The organism is Variovorax terrae (assembly GCF_022809125.1).
Lineage (GTDB): Bacteria > Pseudomonadota > Gammaproteobacteria > Burkholderiales > Burkholderiaceae_C > Variovorax_A > Variovorax_A terrae.
Window position 1 is genome coordinate 321936 of record NZ_JALGBI010000001.1, and the last position, 17486, is coordinate 339421.

The window sequence follows — 17486 nt, forward strand, 5'->3', positions numbered from 1 at the left end:
ATAACAGGCTAGGGCCTGCCCGCCTGGATGGCGAGACGGTAGGCTGCCATAGTGTCCGCCGCACACTTCGGCCAGGTGAATTGCGCGCTGCGCGTCAGGGCCCGTGCCGACAGGTCGCCGTGCAAAGCGTCATCATCGACCAGCGTCTGCATGGCCTGTGAAAATGCATCCACATCGTCGGCCGGCAACAACACGCCCGTATCACCGACCACTTCGGGAATGGAAGAGACTCGGGATGCGATCACCGGTACGCCGCAGGCCATCGCCTCCAGCGGCGGGAGCCCAAAACCTTCGTAGATGGACGGGTAGACCAGCGCCCGCGCGCCCGCAATGACGCGCATGAGATCCTCGCGCGGCAAGTAACCCAGTTGCCGTATGTGGCCGGCGCGCACCAGCGGGTCGAGTTGTTGCTCCAATGCCGAGGTCTTCCAGCCTGTCATGCCAGCCAGCACCAAGGGACACTGCGTGCGCAGCGCCAGCGGTAACTGCATGTACGCCTTCAAGGCCACGCCCAGATTCTTGCGCGGCTCCAGGGTGCCCACAGCCAGCAAGTACTGGCCATGTACGAGGCCATGCGCTTGCAGCGCCTGTGCCGTGCCTGCTGCATCCATCGGCTGAAAAGCCGTCTCCACGCCCAGCGCGATCGACACAACGCGTGCTGGATCGAGCCTGAATTCTTCCACTACCTCATGCCTGACGAAGTCCGAATCTGTAAGGATCAAGCTGGCTCGGTCGATCGCGGGCTTGAGGTAGCGATTCATGGCCTCGATGCGGTCGCCCGGGTGCGTGTGCGGAAAGCGGAGCCACGACAGGTCATGTACCGTGACCACCGACGGGCCGTCGAACTTGAAGGCCAGATAGTTGGGCTCATGGTAAAGATCGAATCTGCCACCTTTGGCTCGCGCGTCAAAGCGTCGCTGCTGGTAAAGCCGGGCCAGAGTGCGGGAGTTAGGCAGGAAACGGCGGGCGAGGGATTTGAGCGTCCGTGCCTTGCGTGGCGCTTCTTTGGCCAGATGGTCGAGCCAGCCCGTGCCATAGAAAAGCTCGAGATCGACATCCGGCGTGGCCTGCAATTCTGTGGTCAGGTGCCAGGTGTATTGGCCGATGCCGGTCAGCGGCGACAGCAGCGAGGTGCCGTTGAGTGCCAGCTTCATGGAGTGGCGGACGCTGTTGCCTGCAGGCTGTCCAGCATCCACGAGAGCGTGGAGCGCAAGGGCGGTGCTGGGATATCGCCCACGGTATGCAGAAGCTTGCCCGGGTCTCCGCACAGGCGCTGGATCTCATGGGCGCGGACGAAGTCCGGGTTGACGCGGACTTCCAGCACATGGCCCGTGATCTCGTGGAGGAGCTGCAGCAGGGCGTTCAACGTGTAGGTGGTGCCGGTGCAGATGTTGTAGGTTTGTGCGGGCTGCGCTCGCGCGAGCAGGCCGAGGTAGGCGGCGCAGAGGAAGCGCACGTCATTGAACTCGCGCTCCACGTTCAGGTTGCCCAGCTCCACGAACGGCTTGCGTTGGACGAAGTGCTGGATCAGCTTGGGCACGACGAAAGAGGGCGCCTGCCCCGGACCCGTGTAATTGAATGGCCGTGCAAAAAACAATGGCAGGCGGTCAGCATAGTTGCGAGCCATCAATTCCATGGCCAGCTTGCTCATGGCGTAGTGATTGACGGGCGCGGGCGATTGAGCTTCGTTGATGGGCGACTGTGGCGCGTTTCCATAAACATTGGCGCTGCTGGCCAGCAATACGCGCGGGGCGGTGTCGAGCTCCACCAATGCGTCCAGCAAGTTCAGCGTGCCGAACATGTTGACGTCATAGAAGGCGCGGCTATCTGCGTGTGACACGAACGCAATGCCTGCGAGGTGAACGACTGCATCGGGTTGGCATTGGCGGGCTGCATTGGCAAGCCCGGTCCGGTCAGCGAGATCGACGGCACACCCCGTGACTTCATGGCCGGCCTTCTTCGCGGCTTGCATGAAATGCACGCCGGTGAAGCCGTCCGCGCCGGTCAGCAGAATCTTCAAAACGAGAAACCTTGCCTGTTGCGGCGAAGGTCGGCGTCCACCATCATCTGGCACAGTTGCTCGAGGGTGGTGGAAGGCGCCCAGCCCAGCTTGGCGGCGGCCTTGGCCGGATTGCCAATCAGCAGCTCGACCTCGGCGGGGCGGTAGAACCTGGGATTGATGCGCATCACGGTTTTGCCCGTGGCGGTGTCGACTGCGATCTCGCTTTCGGCTGTGCCGTTGAACTCGACCGCGATGCCGGCCGCCTTGAATGCTATGCGCACGAAGTCACGGACCGTTTCGGTGCGATTGGTCGCCAGCACGAAGGTATCGGGCTCATCGGCCTGCAGCATGCGCCACATGCCCTCGACGTATTCCTTGGCGAAGCCCCAGTCGCGCTTGGCGTCGATATTGCCGAGATTCATGCAGTCGAGCTGACCGAGCTTGATCTTGGCGACCGAGTCGGTGATCTTGCGCGTCACGAACTCGCGACCGCGCAGCGGGCTTTCATGGTTGAAGAGGATGCCGCTCGAGCCGAAGATGCCGTAGCTCTCGCGGTAGTTGACGGTCATCCAGTGCGCATAGAGCTTGGCGACGCCGTAAGGGCTGCGCGGATAGAAAGGAGTGTCTTCGACCTGGGGAATTGCCTGGACTTTGCCAAACATCTCTGAGGTGCTGGCTTGATAGAAGCGGATCTTCGTATTGACGAGGCGGATGGCTTCCAGCAGGTTGAGCGCGCCGATGCCGGTGATCTGTGCGGTGGTTGACGGCTGGTCGAAGCTCACACCGACGAAACTCTGCGCAGCCAGGTTGTAGACCTCGTCGGGTTGTGCCTTCTGCATGAGGGCTAGGCTGGAGCCGAGATCGGTCAGATCGTACTCGACCAGCTTGAGCCGGGGATGCTCGGAGATACCAAGCTCGTTGAGGCGCCAGAAGTTGACCGAACTGGTGCGGCGGTAGGTACCGTAGACGGTGTAACCCTTGTCGAGTAGCAGATGTGTAAGGTAAGCACCGTCCTGGCCGGTGATGCCTGTGATGATGGCTGTTTTTGTCATGTCAGAAGCGGTGGCGAAACGTGGGTCGGAAGTTGGGGAATTGTAGTCGCGGCATCACGGCGCTCCTCGTGGGGTTGGGGATGCGGGCGAAGTGAAAACAAACTTTCTCTGCAGGACGTAACCGAGTATGGCGAGCGGCCCTACCACGATGGCATTGGCTAGGTAGACGTTCAGGCCCAGCTGCTTGAAGAGCGCGACGCCGCCGACATTGATTGCATACAACAGCAGGTAGACCGCCGTGAAGCGGCCGATGCGCCGCCAGTCCGAGTCCTTGAAGACGAGGCGCCCCAGCGTTTGGAAGTTGAACAGCACGCCGGCGATGGTCGACATGGCAATGGCCCAGGCATAGGGAATGCCCATCCACACGAATAGCGAGAACACTGTGAAGCCAAAGGCGGTGTTGAAGCCGCCTACGAACAGGAAGTGGACGAACTGGTGCTGGAACAGGCGGCGCATGAAAAGCTGCTTACTCCGACGGTACGAGGCGCGTGGCCAGGAAAGGGCCGAACCGGCGTTCCTCGGTGGCACGGTAGACCCTCTTGAAATCGGCGATGACGGGATCCGTGATGCGGCTGTCCTGCACAATCAGCCATCCGGGGCGCTTGAAGCGGGCGGCTCCCGCCTGCAATATCTTCACCCGGTCGGCACTGGGGACGAACGGGTAGTTGCTCAGCGGGTGCAGGCCATTCCAGACGCCGGGAACGCCATAGGCCTGGAAATTCAGCGGGCCCTCGTCGATGATCTCAAAATACTCGTTGCGGTTTTCGCGAACATACTTGATGGCTTCCACCAGTTCGGACGGATAGAGCGCGCCTTGCAGGAATGACATCTGGTGGCTCCAGGCATTCTTGGTTGCAGGCCTCATGCCTTTCCACGATGCATACCCAAAGAAGGGCAACATGGCCAAGGTAGCAGCCAACGAAGCCCGTGCGGCGTACGCGGCCAATGGTGCTTCACGCCCGTTACCTACCAAGACGCAAAGCAGCATCACGGCAGGTGGCATAAGGTTGATGATGTTGTTGTCATGGCTGCGGCCGAGATAGTACGAGGCACAGGCGGCGAGGCACAGGGCAGACAGGCGGATGATGCGTTTGTCGGCCGCGGCAATGCGCGAAGATTGCAGCGCACACCCGGCCACGCAGAAAACGAATAGCAGCCATACGATGGGGCCTGCCCAGTTGACCGGCATGGCGCCGGGCGGGAACAGTGCGTAAAGCACATACAGGCGCGGGGAAGGAGGCACTCCGAAAGCTGTGAAGTAGGCTAACCACCAGAGACCGACCAGTACCAGCACCGCTGCGAGCGCCTGGACGGCAACACGTAACACCTGCGCGGCGGCCTGCTGGGGAGTTTGGTAGGCATCTACGGCAAGACGCGACGGCCAGTAGATCACGAAGGCGTAAAAAGCGGCTTCCACGGACCACAGCGTGCAGACGGCCCACGCGGCAAAGGCAATTTTGTGCCGCGCGGGAAATCGTACCAGGAGCCAGAGCAACACGAAGGCCGGGACGAAACGAAGCGCGAAAGTGGACGGCGTCGTCATCGCGCTGCTTACATCATTGGGCGAAGCAATCCACAACATGCATGCAACAGCCCCCGCACAACCTGCAGCTAGCGATGCAAATGCACTTTTCAGTGGGTGCACGGCCAGCAAGCAAAAGTCCACTACTACTGCGACGCCGACGAGGCTCATCAACGCGACGATGTGCTGCATGCCGTCAAAGCCTTTTTTTACAGGTATCAGCGACAGCAGCGCAGTCGGGCCGGCACCGTACTGTATCGGGACATCATGAAAGGGAATCAATCCGGCCTTGATGGTTTCGACAGGCCCCCAATAGGCGCCCCAATGGTGCCACGCAACAAGCCATTGGCTACGTGTTTCGAAGCCACCGTATCGCATCAAGGCCCAGGAGGCTGCGACAAGCAGCACGACAATTACCGCGTGGACAACTTTCCCGGGTGCCAGTAAGCCCGGTAGGCCCAGTGCCAGCGCGAAACCGCTCCATACGAGTAGCGAAATGTTGATTTGGCGCCGCGGCAAGTCGATGGACGGCACCCACCACAGGATAAGAAGCGCGCAGATGCATGAGCAGAAAATCGTGAGTGCTGCTGCCGTCGATGCCTTGCTGCGCATCGTTGCCAAAAAAACTGTCGCACTCAAAATGGGTAGCGCACTCCATTGCCACCCGGTTCCCAACCGTGGTGTTGCCACCCATGCAACTGCTGCCGTAGCCAGTACCAGGACCGGCAAATGCCATCGGGCAAACCGCCCCAGTCCGGCTGCTGTTGCTGCATTCCAGGGCACGACGGAGAAGAACAGCAACAGGCAGAGATAACCCGCCAGAAGTGGAAGCTTGCCGTCCATGTTCGGTCCCTTGGCTACCGGGCCACACGGGTCGTGGTGGCGCGCATCACACCTTGCGGTAACCCGCCGCGATGGTGTTGCCCACGTTGAAGGACAGCTTCTGCCGTCCGAGCGCGTTGCCCGACAGGAAGGCTCCTATGCGTGACTTCAGCGCTTGGGGCAGCGGCAGCAGCCGTGCCCAATAGCGCAGGGAGTAACGGTTGGCAAAGCGCTCGGCCTGCACGTCCACCAGGCCGCTGGTACGGAACAGGTAGGAGATGCTTTTGGTCGAGAACAGCTGCATGTGCTCGATGTCGATGATGGGCGACTTCTTGCCCAGCACACGGTTGACCCAACTGGTGTAGTCGTGCGTGACAGTGACGAAGGCGCCACCCGGCTTGAGCAGCCGCAGCGCCGCGTCCGATACGGACTTCGGGTCCAGCACGTGCTCCATGGTCATGAAGCAGCAGATGAGGTCAAAAGAGGCGGGCTCGAAGTCGGACTCAACGAAAATGCCTTCGCGAATCCAGGGTTTGCGATGCTCTGGCGCGCTGGCAATGGCCTGCACTGAGGGCTCCACGCCCACCAGCTCGGCGAAGCCCTCATTCTTCAGGCGCTCCAGGAAGACCGCAGTGCCGGTGCCGATCTCCAGCGCGCGCTTGCGCTCGGGCAGGCGTGCCAGCACGGACCTGATGGCGTGAATGTAGGCTGCAGCGGCATCGTTGCCTTCTTCGGCGCTGTCGTAGTCCGCCTGGTGGTAGGCCTGCGCCAAGGCGTCCTGCGAGGGCGGGGCATCCACGTAGACCAGGTCGCAGGTAGGGCAGCGCATGAACCGGTGGCACATGTACTCGGGTTCCTTGCGCGACGCAAAGCTCAGGCCGGTGATGCGCGACTGGTCGATGTTTTCCTCAAGGAAGACTTCGGCCTTGCCAGGGGGGGTGTCGCAGACGGGGCAGTTTCGGGTGGTGGCCATGGCGGTGCGGATAAACGGGCGGTGGGCTAGCGGCCCTTGCCGTCGGGTAGCAGGTCGGTTTGCACGCCCGAGCGGATGATGGCAGCGCGGATGAGGCGGGGCCGACCCTTGACTTCAGTCATGATTTTGGAGATGTACTCGCCGACGATGCCGATGGCAAAGAGGTTCAGCGAGCCGAACATAAGGATGGCGATGAGCAGCGTCGTGGCGCCCCGGGGCGCGATATCGGGGAATATGATGCGCAGCACGGCGATCACGATTGCGGCCAGCGTCGAAAGCGCCAGCAGCACCACACCGGCCGAGGTGAGCATGGTGAGCGGCGTGTTGCTGAAGGAGAAGATGCCCTTCTTGGCCCAGTCGATGTTCTTCAGGAAGTTGTTGGTCGACACGCCGAACATCCGGTCCGGCCGCACGTAGTCAACACCCGTCTGCCTGAAGCCGACATAGGCGCGCAACCCGCGCATGAAAAGATCGCGCTCGGGGAACTGCAGCAGCCATCCGACCACGCGGCGGTCGATCAGGGAGAAATCGCCCGCGTCGTGCGGTATGTCTATGTAGCTGAAGGCCGCAAACACGCGGTAGAACATCTTGTACTGGATGCCCCAGTACCACGGCATCTCGCGCTTGACGCGGCGGCCGTAGACGACGTCATAGCCTTCCTGCCATTGCGCAAAGAACTGCTCGATCAGCTCGGGCGGGTCCTGCAGGTCGCCGTCCAGCAACACCACAGCATCCTTGGTTGCGATCTCCATGCCGCTGCGGAAGGCCATCTGCGAGCCGAAGTTGCGTGAGTGACTGATGCCGATGACGTGCGGGTCGCGCTCGGAGATCTGACGTATTACCTCGGCCGAGTTGTCGGGGCTGCGGTCGTTGACGAAGATGATCTCGTAGTCCACGCCGAGCTTCTTGAACGTCGCGACCAAGCGTTCGTGCATGACCGGGATGGCCGGTTCGTCCCTGTAGCACGCAATGATGGCGGTGATGCTGCGGCGCCCGGATTTGACGCCCTGCTTGGTGTGGCGCGTCATGTCATTCGCGCTCAGCGTGCCGACCCAGTCCGCTGTGAGCCTGAGGCCTTCGGCTAGCGGGGTCGTGGCCTTCCAGCCCAGCATGCCGGCTGCCTTGGCGGGGTTGGCATACCAGTCGCTCAGGTCCCAGCTACGGCCCTTCATGGAATCGAAAACGGGTTCGACGGGAACGTTGAAAACGTCCTTGGCCAGTACGGCCAGGTCGCGGATCGTGCTCTTGGCGCCGCTGCCGATGTTGAAGTCTTCGCCGTAGATCTCAGGATTCATGCGTGCAGCGGCCAGGATGAAGGCCATGCATACATCGTCGACATAGACGAAATCGCGCGACGTTTCTGGCGCGACGAGCGGGGGGAAACGGCCCTCCACCGCCTCATGGACCATCTTGGGCACGAGGCGGGAGACGTCTTCCAGGGGGCCGTAGACCGAGTACAGGCGCAGGTTGGCGCAGGGGAATCCCGCCATCTTGCCAATGTATCGGAGGTAGCTGGCGACAGCCACCTTCGAGACGGAGTAATGGCTATTTGGCACGCAGGCCGCCGACTCGGCTGGGCCGGCCGAGTTGGTGCCGTACTCGGACGAGCTGCCCGCGTGAATGAAGGCCGCAAAAGGCTTACCGCTGAGCTCGGAGACTAGGTTGACGATGGCCTGAAAGTTGGTCTGGTAGATCAGCCGGGCGTCCTGCTCAAAAGAGTAGGCGCCGTAAGCCACGCAATCGAACACCGTTTGCGGTTGCAGCGTCTGGACGAAATTGCGTGTGGCGGCGGCGTCGTTGAGGTCGATGGCAACGATGAAATCGTCTGGAACGTCGGTCAACCGCCACCCCTTGTCCTTGCGCACGCAGGCATAGACGTCGTTGCGGACGGACTTGATCTTACGGAACAGGTTGGCACCAACGAAACCCGATGCGCCCGTGACAACGATGGGCCCGCGCAGTGCGCGGATGTTCTGCGCGGCGTCACTCATGGGCTGGTGGACACTAGGGTGGGCTCGTCGATGGCCAGTGCCAGGAGGAGGCTGGCCGGATCCAGGCGCGACTGCTTGCGCAGGAAGCCCTGCGAGCCATAGCGCTCATAGAGGTGGGCCAGCGCATACAGGTGCACGAACTTTGCCGGCAGGATACCCGCCTTGATCAGTGCCATCGCAATCTCGGGGCCGACCCCGCCACGCTCGACGTGCTCTTCAACAACGCAGACGGACTTTGCGCGCTTCAACTGGGCAAGCAATGCGGCCGGCATCGGATTACAGGAAATGGGGAGCTCGGTAACTACCCAAAGCTGGGGACGCACAGATGCCGCCAGAGCATCTATCGCTTCGAGGTACGTGCCGGCAAGGGGGCCGCAGGCGATGACGACCGGGCCGTCGCCCTCGGTAAGCTGGCGCCATGGTGCGTAGGCAGGCACTACGTAGCCCTTGGGCGGCTCACCTCGACCCAGGCGCAGATATGCGGCGCCGGAACAGTCGCCCGCGCGTGTCGCGGCCTCGGGCACGTCTTCGTCGAACGCCGGAACGAAGACCTGCATATTCGGCAGTGCGAGCATGATGCCGTAGTCCTCGATGGCATGGTGGGTCGGCCCCATTACCCCATAGCCATAGCCACCGCCATTGCCGACAAGGCGTACTCGTAGGTTGTGGAAGGTCACGTCGTTGCGGATCTGCTCGAATGGCCGCGCATAGCAGAACGGCGCGATGCTGTAGGCCCAGGCCTCGAAGCCATCCTTGGCCAATGCGGCAGCCACGCTGATCATGTTTTGCTCGGAAACACCAGCATTGACGAAGCGGTCACCCATGGCGAGAGCCAGAGGCTCCAGGGCCATGAAGCCCAGGTCGCCGGTCATGAATACCATGTCCTTCTGGCCGCAGCGCTCGACCATCGTGTCGCAGAATTGTTTTCTCATCAGCTCAGCTCCGCCAAGGCGCTTTCCAGCTTTTCGGCGTTGATCGGCAGGTAATGCCACTCCATCCTGTGCTCCATGAACGACACGCCCTTGCCCTTGGTTGTCTTCATGAATACGAAATGCGGCTTGTTGCCGCGCCTTGCGGCGGCGGTGCGAATCTCGGCCAGGTTATGGCCGTCGATGACCGATACGTCAACGTCGAACCCTCTAACCTTCTCCCACAGCGGAGCCATGGACGCAATGTCGCCCGTGCTGCCAAAGCCTTGCAGTTCGTTGTGGTCAATGAAAACAGTGAGGTTGTCGAGCTTGCGGTGTTGCGCAAAAATCAGGGCTTCCCAGGTTGAGCCTTCCTGCCATTCGCCATCGGATGTCATGCAATACACATGGGCAAGCTCTTCGCCGGCATTGACACCACGCAACTGCTTGGCAAACGCTGTACCTGCGGCAAGCGAGAGACCATGGCCCAGACTGCCGGTGGCGAACAGAATGTCCGCATGCCCTTGTGCCGGCGGATGGCCTGGAAGCAGTGTCGCATCGCGATGGAAGGTGGATAGCGCTTCTTCGGGCAAGCGGCCGGAACTCCACATCGCCACATACAAAGCGCCAGCCGAGTGGCCCTTTGACAAGACAAGATGTCCTTTGGGGCCAAGAAATTCGTGGAACAGCACGAGCAGGCTGTCCAGGGACGACAGATTGCCGCCAATGTGCCCCACACCACTGTCGTGGTGCATTTGAAGCAGCCTGCGCCGGGCCGCCGTTACAACTGCATTGTCCGCAATCGCCCGCATCGATGGTTCCCTTCAAGGTAGCCTGAAATTATAGCGACCGGGGTATTTGCCTTGTAACAGCGGTGAGGCGTCATTGGCGACATCGCATCTATACTTTGACGCCCTAACGACAGAATGCGCGACCGCAGATGCACTTACGCCTTCCCGCCTGGTCAGTCAGGCATCGGCCCGATTGGTACTACATAGCCGCTGGCATGGTTTTCAGTCTTGTGCTGATTATCTTCCAGCTCGGGGGGCGTCACTTCGACATCCGCACCCCGCTCTCGGTCTTCGGAGACGGCTTGTTTCATCTGCTCATGGCCAAGAGGCTGATCGCCGGCGACGGCTATTTCATCGACAGTGCGCTCGGCTATCCGTACGGTTCGAATCTGTACGATTTCCCCGGCTCCGACTCGCTCAGCATGCTCTTCATCTACCTCGTGGGGAAACTCACGGGGAGCCCGTTCATCGCGGTGAACAGCTATTACATCGTGGGTTTCCCGCTTGCCACCTGGAGTTTCGCACTGGTGGCGCGACGAATGGGTATCGCCATTGTGCCGTCGGTCGTGGGCGGCATTCTATTCACAGCGCTTCCGTTCCACTTCCTACGGCTGAATCACCTTTACTACACGTGGTACTTCGTAGTGCCACTTTATGCGTGGGTTGGCTGGAAGATATACGAATGGAATCCGGCCAGTAGGGTGACGCGCGCGTGGTGGTGCCGTGCCGGGCTGAGTGCCATTGGCCTCGCAGTGCTGGCTTCGGCGGGTATTTATTACGCCGTTTTCGGAATGATCGGGCTCATGGTTGCAGGCATCCTTGGCATCGTCGAGCGGGGCTCGCTGCGGCAATTGGCGCTATCCATCGCTGGCTGTGCCGTCATCGTCCTCACCGTACTGGCCAATACCGCTCCCAATACGCTTTACAAGCTGGCGAATGGACCCAATCTGCAAGTGGCAGACCGTGTTCCTCAGGAGGCGGATATCTACGGACTCAAGATCGCCCAGCTTTTGCTGCCACAGCCTGTGCACCGAGTCGAATGGTTGCGCGAGGTCAACCGCGAATACGAGCGGCTTTTTCCGCTCGTGAACGAGAACGCCTCTTCTTCGCTGGGCCTCGTGGGGGGGCTCGGATTCATCGGCTTGCTCGCCTTCCTGGTCTTCGGGCGGCGCAATCTGGCGCATCCAACGCCGGCGCGCTACTTTTCGGTGGTGGTATTCGCTTTTTTGCTGATTGCCACGATAGGTGGATTCGCGTCGCTCTTCGCTTTCTTCGTGTCGCCAATGATCCGCGCCTGGAATCGCATCAGCATCTTCATCGCGTTCTTCTCGATCGCTGCGGCGATGATGGCGCTGGCCTGGCAGAGCGGGCGGCTTCGCATCTATCGCTGGGGTGGCATTGCCAGCATCGTCATGGCTGCGGTGGTGCTCGCGATTGGCTTGGAAGACCAGGTAGGTAATCGTTGCGATCGCGGGTGCGCGGCGAGCATGCAGGGCCACGTCAATCGCCAGCGCTATTTCTTCGCAAACGTGCAGAAGGCTGTTCCGCCGGGCGCCGCCATTTACACCTTGCCGTTTATGGAGTTTCCGGAAACGCCGCCCAAGAACGAGCTCGAGACCTATTCCCTTGCCGAGGGGTATCTGTACACCAGCGGACTCAAGTGGAGTTATGGCGCCATGAAGGGCCGTGACGCCGGGGACAAGCTCTATCGCGAGCTTGAGAAGAAGCCCATCTCCGAGCAGATCGACGCTGTCAAGGCACTGGGCTTCACTGGAATCTTGATTGATCGCCGCGGCTACGAAGATGCTGGTGTAGCAGTGGAAAGTGAGCTGAAAGCAAGCGGCAAGGTTCGCCTCGCGGTTGAGCAGGATTTCCGCGCGCTCTACGTGATAACGCCCTGATCGGACACGTTGCCTGCGGCTGCAACCCAAGTGTCGGTATTCTCTTCAGAAGTGCTGGCGATGGCACCAATCAGTTGCCGCGCGCTCGCCTCCCAGGTGAGGAAGCGCATGTTGCGAGAGTCTGGAGTTGCATCACACACATGAAGATCCAGCCAAGCGATCACAGCCGAGGCGAGGTCTTCCGCGTCAAGGCCATCGAAATAGAAAACGTTGTCGCCTGCCACTTCCCTGAATACCGGCAATGCCCGTGCAATGATCGGCAGGCCGTGCTGAGCCGCTTCGACGAGCGGCAGCCCAAAGCCTTCGCCCTTGGAACTGGCGATGAGGCAGGTTGATGCTTTGTACACTTCTTCCAGCAGTTCATCGCTCGCGCCTTCAAGCCAGAAAAGACGATGGCCGCGCTCAGGATGTTTGCGTAGCCGTGCGATGAGGTCGTCGACCAGCCAGCCACTGCGTCCGACGATGACAAGGTTGCATGCGATGCAGCGTGTCCAGAGCTTGTCGAAAGCGTCGAGCGCCTGTTGGTGCCCCTTTCGCGGCTCGATGGTCCCGACCATCAGAAACGAGGGCCGGCTCGCTATGGCTTCCAGCGTCGCGCCAGCATCCGGCGGCATGCCCAGTGACGGGGCACTGCTGGCCACGTCGGCACCCAGGTGAAAGCTCGACACCTTGGGCAGGCCGTGGCGAGCGAACGTTTGCGACGCGCACCACGCCTTGACGTCGCACGCCACCGCATCGGATATGCAGACGAGGTTGTCAGCCAAAGTGGTGATCGAGCGCAGCCATTTTTCGAATCCTGCGGATGTTCCCTCGATCCACCACTCAGGGTGGTGGATCAGTAAAATATCGTAGACCACGAAAGCCAGGGATACGCCGCGCGCCTGCATGTCCGCAAAGGCTGCGGCCGCAAGATCGACCAAGTGGGAGTTGAGGTCCAGTGCCAGGTAGGTGTCGCCCTGGCGGAAGTCCACCAGCGTGTCTTCCGACTCCGGGTGCGGGGTGGGCTTCATGGTCCGCGCGAAGACGTTCGCATAGCGGTATGTGCCGCCCAGGAAATGGATCGGCTTGACGTCCATGCCTGGCGGTGGCGCACGAAGCAACTCGACGACGAGGCTGCGGACCACGCGCTGGATGCCCGAACGGGCATCGCCATGAACGATCACCGAGACGTCGAGCAGCAATTGCCGCCGCTTCATCGGGCCTTCATTGAATGCAATGGCTGCTGCCAAGGCGCGGAGTTCTAACTCGGGACGCCGCAGTTTGCGCAGCGAGGCGACGAGGAGGGCGTAGGAGGCATCGCGGTCCGGAGGCGCCGGGCTCGCTGGCAAGTGCGGCAGGGACTGTTCGATCACCTTCCGGAGCGTGTCGGCATCGAAGAGAATCGTTGCATCATCGCCGCCGGCTTGCAGAACAACCTGGGGCTTGATGCCGCGGTAGGGCGAGCGGGTAACGGGCGGCTGGCCCGGCAGAACGACATGCGCGATTGCCTTGCCCGGCAATCGGCTGGTGCAGCGCAGGGCGCCCTGGTGGACGTCGTGCAGGACGATCAGAACGTCGAAATGCTGGTCAGTCAGAAAACGTGTCCACACCAAGCTCCGGACTTGGTTTGATGCTTCCGGGTCTTTTCCCATCGGCGGCAACTCGTATGTCGTCAGCAAGACCGCCGCTGCGGCATCGCCAAGGAAGTGCCGAATGTCGAGCAGGAGCCCTGGTTGCTGGAGCGGCAGCAGCAGCGCGATACCATGGCCACCGCCTGTGGCAGCCATCATTGTGGCGGTCGCTGCGATGGCGCGCGCATCAGCACACGCATCGCCCACCTGCGGCGCAATGGCCAATGCGATCTTCATCGCGCGCCCTTCTTTCCCGCAAGGCGCAAGTCGGCAAGGATGCGGGCGGGCCGCTCGGCCAGCAGCGCTGGCTCGTCGACGAAGGCCATTCCGCCCTCGACGCCGATGTAGATGCGGATTCGCCGCCGCAGCGGCGGAAACAGGAACAGAAACACGAGTGCCGCCTTGCGCACCACATGAATCCCGAATAGCCAGCGCCCCAAATCCTTGATCATCGTTCCGTTGATGTGCGTGAAATAACGGCTACCGGAGGAAGCCAGCCAGTGCCGATGAAAAAATCCTGATCCGTGTTCTTGATTTCGAACATCAGGGCCCGGTCGTACCAGCCGTAGTTGGACCCGATATGGACCGTGCCGCTGTGCAGGGAGATGGCGATCGAATAGCTGCCGTTGCCTAGCCGCGCTTCGAACGCGAAGACAGCCTCGATCGTCTCGCCTGGTCGCGCATTGGAAACCGGCTGGCCTAAATGCGCGGTGTTCGTGCCGAAGATGACCTGGCCGAGTCGGTCCTTGATCTGGTAGCCGATGGTCAGCTCCTCGATCGGCGCATGGACGTTTACGCCGATGCGCAGACGCACCGGCTGCCCGACGCCCACGAGCTCGACCTCGCCGCCCTCCGCGTCCAGGAGCGCGACCCCTGCCATTGTGGCTTCGCCGGTTCCCGAACTCGTCCTGATCGCGCCTTCGCTGCCGGTCTCCTGGCGTAGCGTCTTGCCTTCTTTGTCGGCGATCAACACGTTGTAGTAGTCCATCACTGCCTCGGGCTCGCCCTGGAATGCGATGCCACCGTCGTTGAGCAGGATGGCGCGGGTGCAGATGGCCTGGATGGCGGCCTTGTCATGCGAGACCAGCAGCAGCGTCGTGCCTTGCTCGTTGAAGCTGCGGATGCGCTGGAAGCTTTTGTGCTGGAAGTAGGCGTCGCCTACCGACAGCGCTTCGTCCACGATTAGGATGTCGGGCCGCTGCGCCGTTGCGATGCTGAAGGCCAGGCGCATCTGCATTCCACTCGAATAGACGCGGGCAGGTTCATCGATGTAGTCGCCGATCTCGGCGAATGCCTCGATGTCTGGCATTAGCGTCTCGATGTCGGCGGTCGAGATGCCCAGCAACTGCCCGGCCATCAAGATATTCTCGCGGCCCGTGTAGTCCGGGTGGAAGCCCATGCCCAGCTCCAGCAGCGCGGCCACGCGTCCGTTAGCCGCGATACTGCCTTCCGTGGGCTGCGTCGTGCCGGTGATGAGCTTGAGCAGCGTGCTCTTGCCGGCGCCGTTGATGCCGATCAGGCCGACGGCCTCGCCTGGCTCGATCGTGAAGTCGATGCCGCGCAGCACCCACTTGGTCGTATGGCGTCGCCGTCCGAAAGGGATGACCCACTCGGCCAGCCGCGACCAGTGGCTGGGATAGGATTTGTAGGCCTTGCCTACGCCTGCAACGCATATCTGGCCCATCAGAGTTCGTCCACCATGTCGCTCGAATGCCGACGGAACAGGCTGAGCCCGGCGATACACAGGAGCAGGCCCACGCCCGCCACCACCGCAACGTGGCGCCAGTTCGGCAGTGCGCCGCGCAGGAGGATGTCCTGGTAGGCCTGGATCAATGTCGTCATCGGGTTGAGCGCGATCAGTTCGCGCACTTTGGCGGGCAGCACCTCGGCCGGATAGACGATGGGTGTCAGCCAGAACCAGAACTGCAGCAACACGCCGTACAGCTGCCCCACGTCGCGGAAGAACACGTTGAGCACGCCCAGGCACACGCCAAGGCCGACCGAGAAGGCCAACTGAACGGCTAGCACCGGGAAGATCGCGAAGAACGCCCAGCCGGGGAAATTACCCGAGATAACAAGGAACAGCGTGAACAGGCCGAAGATGATGCCGAAATTGAACAGCGCCGTCAGCACGACGATGACGGGCAGGCTCAGCCTCGGGAAAGTCAGCTTCTTGAGCAGGTTGGCGTTCTCGAGGAAGGTGTTGACGCAACGCCCGGTAATCTCTGCCGTGAGTCCCCAGGTCAGGATCCCCGCGCAGAGGTATATGCCGTAGGCGTACGCCGTCCCGGTTCCGGGCAGCCGCGCCTGCATCACGCGCGAGAAGATTACGGTGTAGACGAAGATCATCGCCAACGGGTTGATCACGGTCCACGCGGCACCCAGCAGCGAGTTGTTGTAGCGTGACCGGAATTCCCGCTTGACGGTGCCGAAGATGAAGCCCCGATAACCCCACAGCGCGCGCAGCAGGCCCATCAAGCACGCCCGTAAACGTCGGCCAGTCTCACGATATCGTCTTCGCCGAGATAGGCACCGCACTGCACCTCGATCAGCACCAGTTCGTCCTTGCCGATGTTGGTCAGGCGGTGCTTTTCCTTCAGGGGGATATAGCGGTATTGTCCAGGCATGGTTTCGTGCTCTTCTTCGCCTATCTGCACGATGGCCATGCCTTGCACCACCACCCAATGCTCGGCCCGCTGGTGGTGATACTGCAGGCTGAGCGACTGGCCTGGCTTGACAGTGATGCGTTTCACCTTGTAGCCGCTCTCCTCTTTGAGGGTGGCGTAGGTGCCCCAGGGGCGGTGTACGGCCGCCGGCAGCTGGGTGCTTTCATGCTTGCGTTCCTTGAGCAAGTCCACGACCGTCTTGACTTTCTGGGCCGAGTTCTTATGGGCCACCAGGAGCGCGTCGGGCGTATCGACGATGACCAGATCCTGCACGCCGATGGTGGCCACCACCTTGGGCGTGTGGCTCTCCACCTGCACGTGGGTGCCGGTGGTCTCCACGGCGGCAAACTCGGTGCCATCGGCGTCCACGAACGTGTTGCCGCTGGTGTCCGCGGGATGGGCCTGGGCCACTGCCGGCCACGAACCCACGTCGCTCCAGCCAAACTTGGCGGGCACCAGGGTGACATTGGTGGCTCGCTCCATCACTGCATAGTCGATGGAGATGTCGGGTTGGAGGCCGAAGGCATGGGCGTCGAAACGCGTGACACCGTCCTGCGAGGTGCTGTCGCCAAACGCATGTTCGGCGGCGGCCAGCACTTGCGGGGCGTGGTCCTTCATGGCTTGCAGGAGCGTGCCGGCACTGAAACAGAACATGCCGCTGTTCCAGTAGAAGCGTCCCGTGGCGAGGTACTGCTGGGCCGTGGACAGGTCCGGCTTCTCAACGAAACGCAATGCTTTCTGGCTGTTTCGGGATGCCTTCTCCACCTCGATGTAGCCAAAACCGGTTTCGGGCGTGGTGGGCGGCACGCCGAATACGACGAGCTGCCCCTGCTGTGCATGGCGCGCGGCCTCCAGGGCACAGGCCACAAACGATTCCGTGTCGGGGATCAGGTGATCGGCTGGCAGGACCAGCATCACCGCATCGGTGCCATACTGCTGCGCGCAAGCCAGGGCGGCCAGAGCGATGGCGGGCGCGGTATTGCGCCCCTTGGGCTCCAGCAGATAACGCACCTGAGGCGGATCGCTCAACCCGCCGAGGACGCCGCGTGTGAGGAACAGGTAGTCTTGATTGGTGACAATCGTGGTGGCGCCTGCACCGCAGGCTTGGCCTCGTTCTATGGCCTGCTGCAGCAGGGAACTGCCGCCCAGGTGCATGAATGGCTTGGGGAGTGCTTGACGGGATACCGGCCATAGGCGAGTTCCTGCTCCTCCCGAGAGCACAATAGATACCAAGTGCATATTCATTTC

Annotated in this window: 15 protein-coding genes; 1 reads left to right on the forward strand and 14 read right to left on the reverse strand. The window is 61.5% G+C overall.

What is annotated here, in order from left to right; genetic code table 11:
- Positions 1–8: 8 nt before the first annotated feature.
- Genes MMF98_RS01435 through MMF98_RS01475 form a run of 9 tightly spaced genes read right to left on the reverse strand, consistent with a single transcriptional unit; the run spans position 9 to position 10082 of the window.
- Positions 9–1154, reverse strand: a complete 1146-nt coding sequence (locus tag MMF98_RS01435) for a glycosyltransferase family 4 protein (protein ID WP_243303517.1) — start codon at positions 1152–1154, stop codon at positions 9–11.
- Positions 1151–2020 (reverse strand): GDP-mannose 4,6-dehydratase, encoded by an 870-nt coding sequence (locus tag MMF98_RS01440; RefSeq protein WP_243303527.1) that lies wholly within the window; start codon positions 2018–2020, stop codon positions 1151–1153. The genes MMF98_RS01435 and MMF98_RS01440 overlap by 4 nt, the downstream gene beginning before the upstream one ends.
- Positions 2017–3054, reverse strand: a complete 1038-nt coding sequence (gene gmd, locus MMF98_RS01445; RefSeq protein WP_243303555.1) for a GDP-mannose 4,6-dehydratase — start codon at positions 3052–3054, stop codon at positions 2017–2019. The genes MMF98_RS01440 and gmd overlap by 4 nt, the downstream gene beginning before the upstream one ends.
- A gap of 54 nt (positions 3055–3108) precedes the next feature.
- Positions 3109–3510 (reverse strand): GtrA family protein, encoded by a 402-nt coding sequence (locus MMF98_RS01450; RefSeq protein ID WP_243303557.1) that lies wholly within the window; start codon positions 3508–3510, stop codon positions 3109–3111.
- Between the two features lie 10 nt (positions 3511–3520).
- Complete coding sequence (locus tag MMF98_RS01455) at positions 3521–5419, reverse strand: hypothetical protein (RefSeq protein ID WP_243303559.1); 1899 nt, start codon at positions 5417–5419, stop codon at positions 3521–3523.
- Between the two features lie 46 nt (positions 5420–5465).
- Positions 5466–6371, reverse strand: coding sequence for a class I SAM-dependent methyltransferase (locus MMF98_RS01460; RefSeq protein ID WP_243303561.1), 906 nt, complete (start codon positions 6369–6371; stop codon positions 5466–5468).
- Between the two features lie 26 nt (positions 6372–6397).
- Entirely contained in the window at positions 6398–8362 is a 1965-nt protein-coding gene (locus MMF98_RS01465) for an NAD-dependent epimerase/dehydratase family protein (RefSeq protein WP_243303563.1), read from the reverse strand.
- Complete coding sequence (locus MMF98_RS01470) at positions 8359–9294, reverse strand: transketolase family protein (RefSeq protein WP_243303569.1); 936 nt, start codon at positions 9292–9294, stop codon at positions 8359–8361. The genes MMF98_RS01465 and MMF98_RS01470 overlap by 4 nt, the downstream gene beginning before the upstream one ends.
- Complete coding sequence (locus MMF98_RS01475) at positions 9294–10082, reverse strand: 1-deoxy-D-xylulose-5-phosphate synthase N-terminal domain-containing protein (RefSeq protein ID WP_279343438.1); 789 nt, start codon at positions 10080–10082, stop codon at positions 9294–9296. The genes MMF98_RS01470 and MMF98_RS01475 overlap by 1 nt, the downstream gene beginning before the upstream one ends.
- Positions 10083–10276: 194 nt before the next feature.
- Between MMF98_RS01475 and MMF98_RS01480 the strand changes: the two genes are divergently transcribed.
- Complete coding sequence (locus tag MMF98_RS01480) at positions 10277–11962, forward strand: sugar translocase (protein WP_243303572.1); 1686 nt, start codon at positions 10277–10279, stop codon at positions 11960–11962.
- Here the strand turns inward: MMF98_RS01480 and MMF98_RS01485 are convergent.
- From MMF98_RS01485 to MMF98_RS01505, 5 genes are read right to left on the reverse strand one after another with little or no spacing between them, the layout of a single operon-like run.
- Positions 11944–13809 carry a glycosyltransferase family 4 protein gene (locus MMF98_RS01485; RefSeq protein WP_243303574.1) on the reverse strand — a complete coding sequence of 622 codons (1866 nt, stop codon included), beginning with the start codon at positions 13807–13809 and terminating at the stop codon, positions 11944–11946. The genes MMF98_RS01480 and MMF98_RS01485 overlap by 19 nt on opposite strands.
- On the reverse strand, positions 13806–14024 hold the full coding sequence (locus MMF98_RS01490) for a hypothetical protein (RefSeq protein ID WP_243303576.1): 219 nt from the start codon (positions 14022–14024) through the stop codon (positions 13806–13808). Before MMF98_RS01490 ends, MMF98_RS01485 begins: the two co-directional genes overlap by 4 nt.
- Positions 14021–15256: an ABC transporter ATP-binding protein gene (locus MMF98_RS01495; protein WP_243303579.1), complete on the reverse strand. Its 1236-nt coding sequence runs from the start codon at positions 15254–15256 to the stop codon at positions 14021–14023. The genes MMF98_RS01490 and MMF98_RS01495 overlap by 4 nt, the downstream gene beginning before the upstream one ends.
- A complete protein-coding gene (locus MMF98_RS01500; RefSeq protein ID WP_279343439.1) occupies positions 15256–16047 on the reverse strand; it encodes an ABC transporter permease in 792 nt (263 codons plus the stop codon). Before MMF98_RS01500 ends, MMF98_RS01495 begins: the two co-directional genes overlap by 1 nt.
- Positions 16047–17477 (reverse strand): mannose-1-phosphate guanylyltransferase/mannose-6-phosphate isomerase, encoded by a 1431-nt coding sequence (locus tag MMF98_RS01505; protein ID WP_243307250.1) that lies wholly within the window; start codon positions 17475–17477, stop codon positions 16047–16049. Before MMF98_RS01505 ends, MMF98_RS01500 begins: the two co-directional genes overlap by 1 nt.
- Between the last annotated feature and the right edge of the window lie 9 nt (positions 17478–17486).

What these genes read in the sequence shown, in the direction of transcription:
- MMF98_RS01500 (WP_279343439.1), bottom strand. Translation starts at nt 16,047, where the DNA reads ATGGGCCTGCTGCGCGCGCTGTGGGGTTATCGGGGCTTCATCTTCGGC.
- gmd (WP_243303555.1), bottom strand. Translation starts at nt 3,054, where the DNA reads ATGACAAAAACAGCCATCATCACAGGCATCACCGGCCAGGACGGTGCT.
- MMF98_RS01485 (WP_243303574.1), bottom strand. Translation starts at nt 13,809, where the DNA reads ATGAAGATCGCATTGGCCATTGCGCCGCAGGTGGGCGATGCGTGTGCT.
- MMF98_RS01455 (WP_243303559.1), bottom strand. Translation starts at nt 5,419, where the DNA reads ATGGACGGCAAGCTTCCACTTCTGGCGGGTTATCTCTGCCTGTTGCTG.
- MMF98_RS01450 (WP_243303557.1), bottom strand. Translation starts at nt 3,510, where the DNA reads ATGCGCCGCCTGTTCCAGCACCAGTTCGTCCACTTCCTGTTCGTAGGC.
- MMF98_RS01480 (WP_243303572.1), top strand. Translation starts at nt 10,277, where the DNA reads ATGGTTTTCAGTCTTGTGCTGATTATCTTCCAGCTCGGGGGGCGTCAC.
- MMF98_RS01465 (WP_243303563.1), bottom strand. Translation starts at nt 8,362, where the DNA reads ATGAGTGACGCCGCGCAGAACATCCGCGCACTGCGCGGGCCCATCGTT.
- MMF98_RS01460 (WP_243303561.1), bottom strand. Translation starts at nt 6,371, where the DNA reads ATGGCCACCACCCGAAACTGCCCCGTCTGCGACACCCCCCCTGGCAAG.
- MMF98_RS01490 (WP_243303576.1), bottom strand. Translation starts at nt 14,024, where the DNA reads ATGATCAAGGATTTGGGGCGCTGGCTATTCGGGATTCATGTGGTGCGC.
- MMF98_RS01435 (WP_243303517.1), bottom strand. Translation starts at nt 1,154, where the DNA reads ATGAAGCTGGCACTCAACGGCACCTCGCTGCTGTCGCCGCTGACCGGC.
- MMF98_RS01470 (WP_243303569.1), bottom strand. Translation starts at nt 9,294, where the DNA reads ATGAGAAAACAATTCTGCGACACGATGGTCGAGCGCTGCGGCCAGAAG.
- MMF98_RS01475 (WP_279343438.1), bottom strand. Translation starts at nt 10,082, where the DNA reads ATGCGGGCGATTGCGGACAATGCAGTTGTAACGGCGGCCCGGCGCAGG.
- MMF98_RS01505 (WP_243307250.1), bottom strand. Translation starts at nt 17,477, where the DNA reads ATGCACTTGGTATCTATTGTGCTCTCGGGAGGAGCAGGAACTCGCCTA.
- MMF98_RS01495 (WP_243303579.1), bottom strand. Translation starts at nt 15,256, where the DNA reads ATGGGCCAGATATGCGTTGCAGGCGTAGGCAAGGCCTACAAATCCTAT.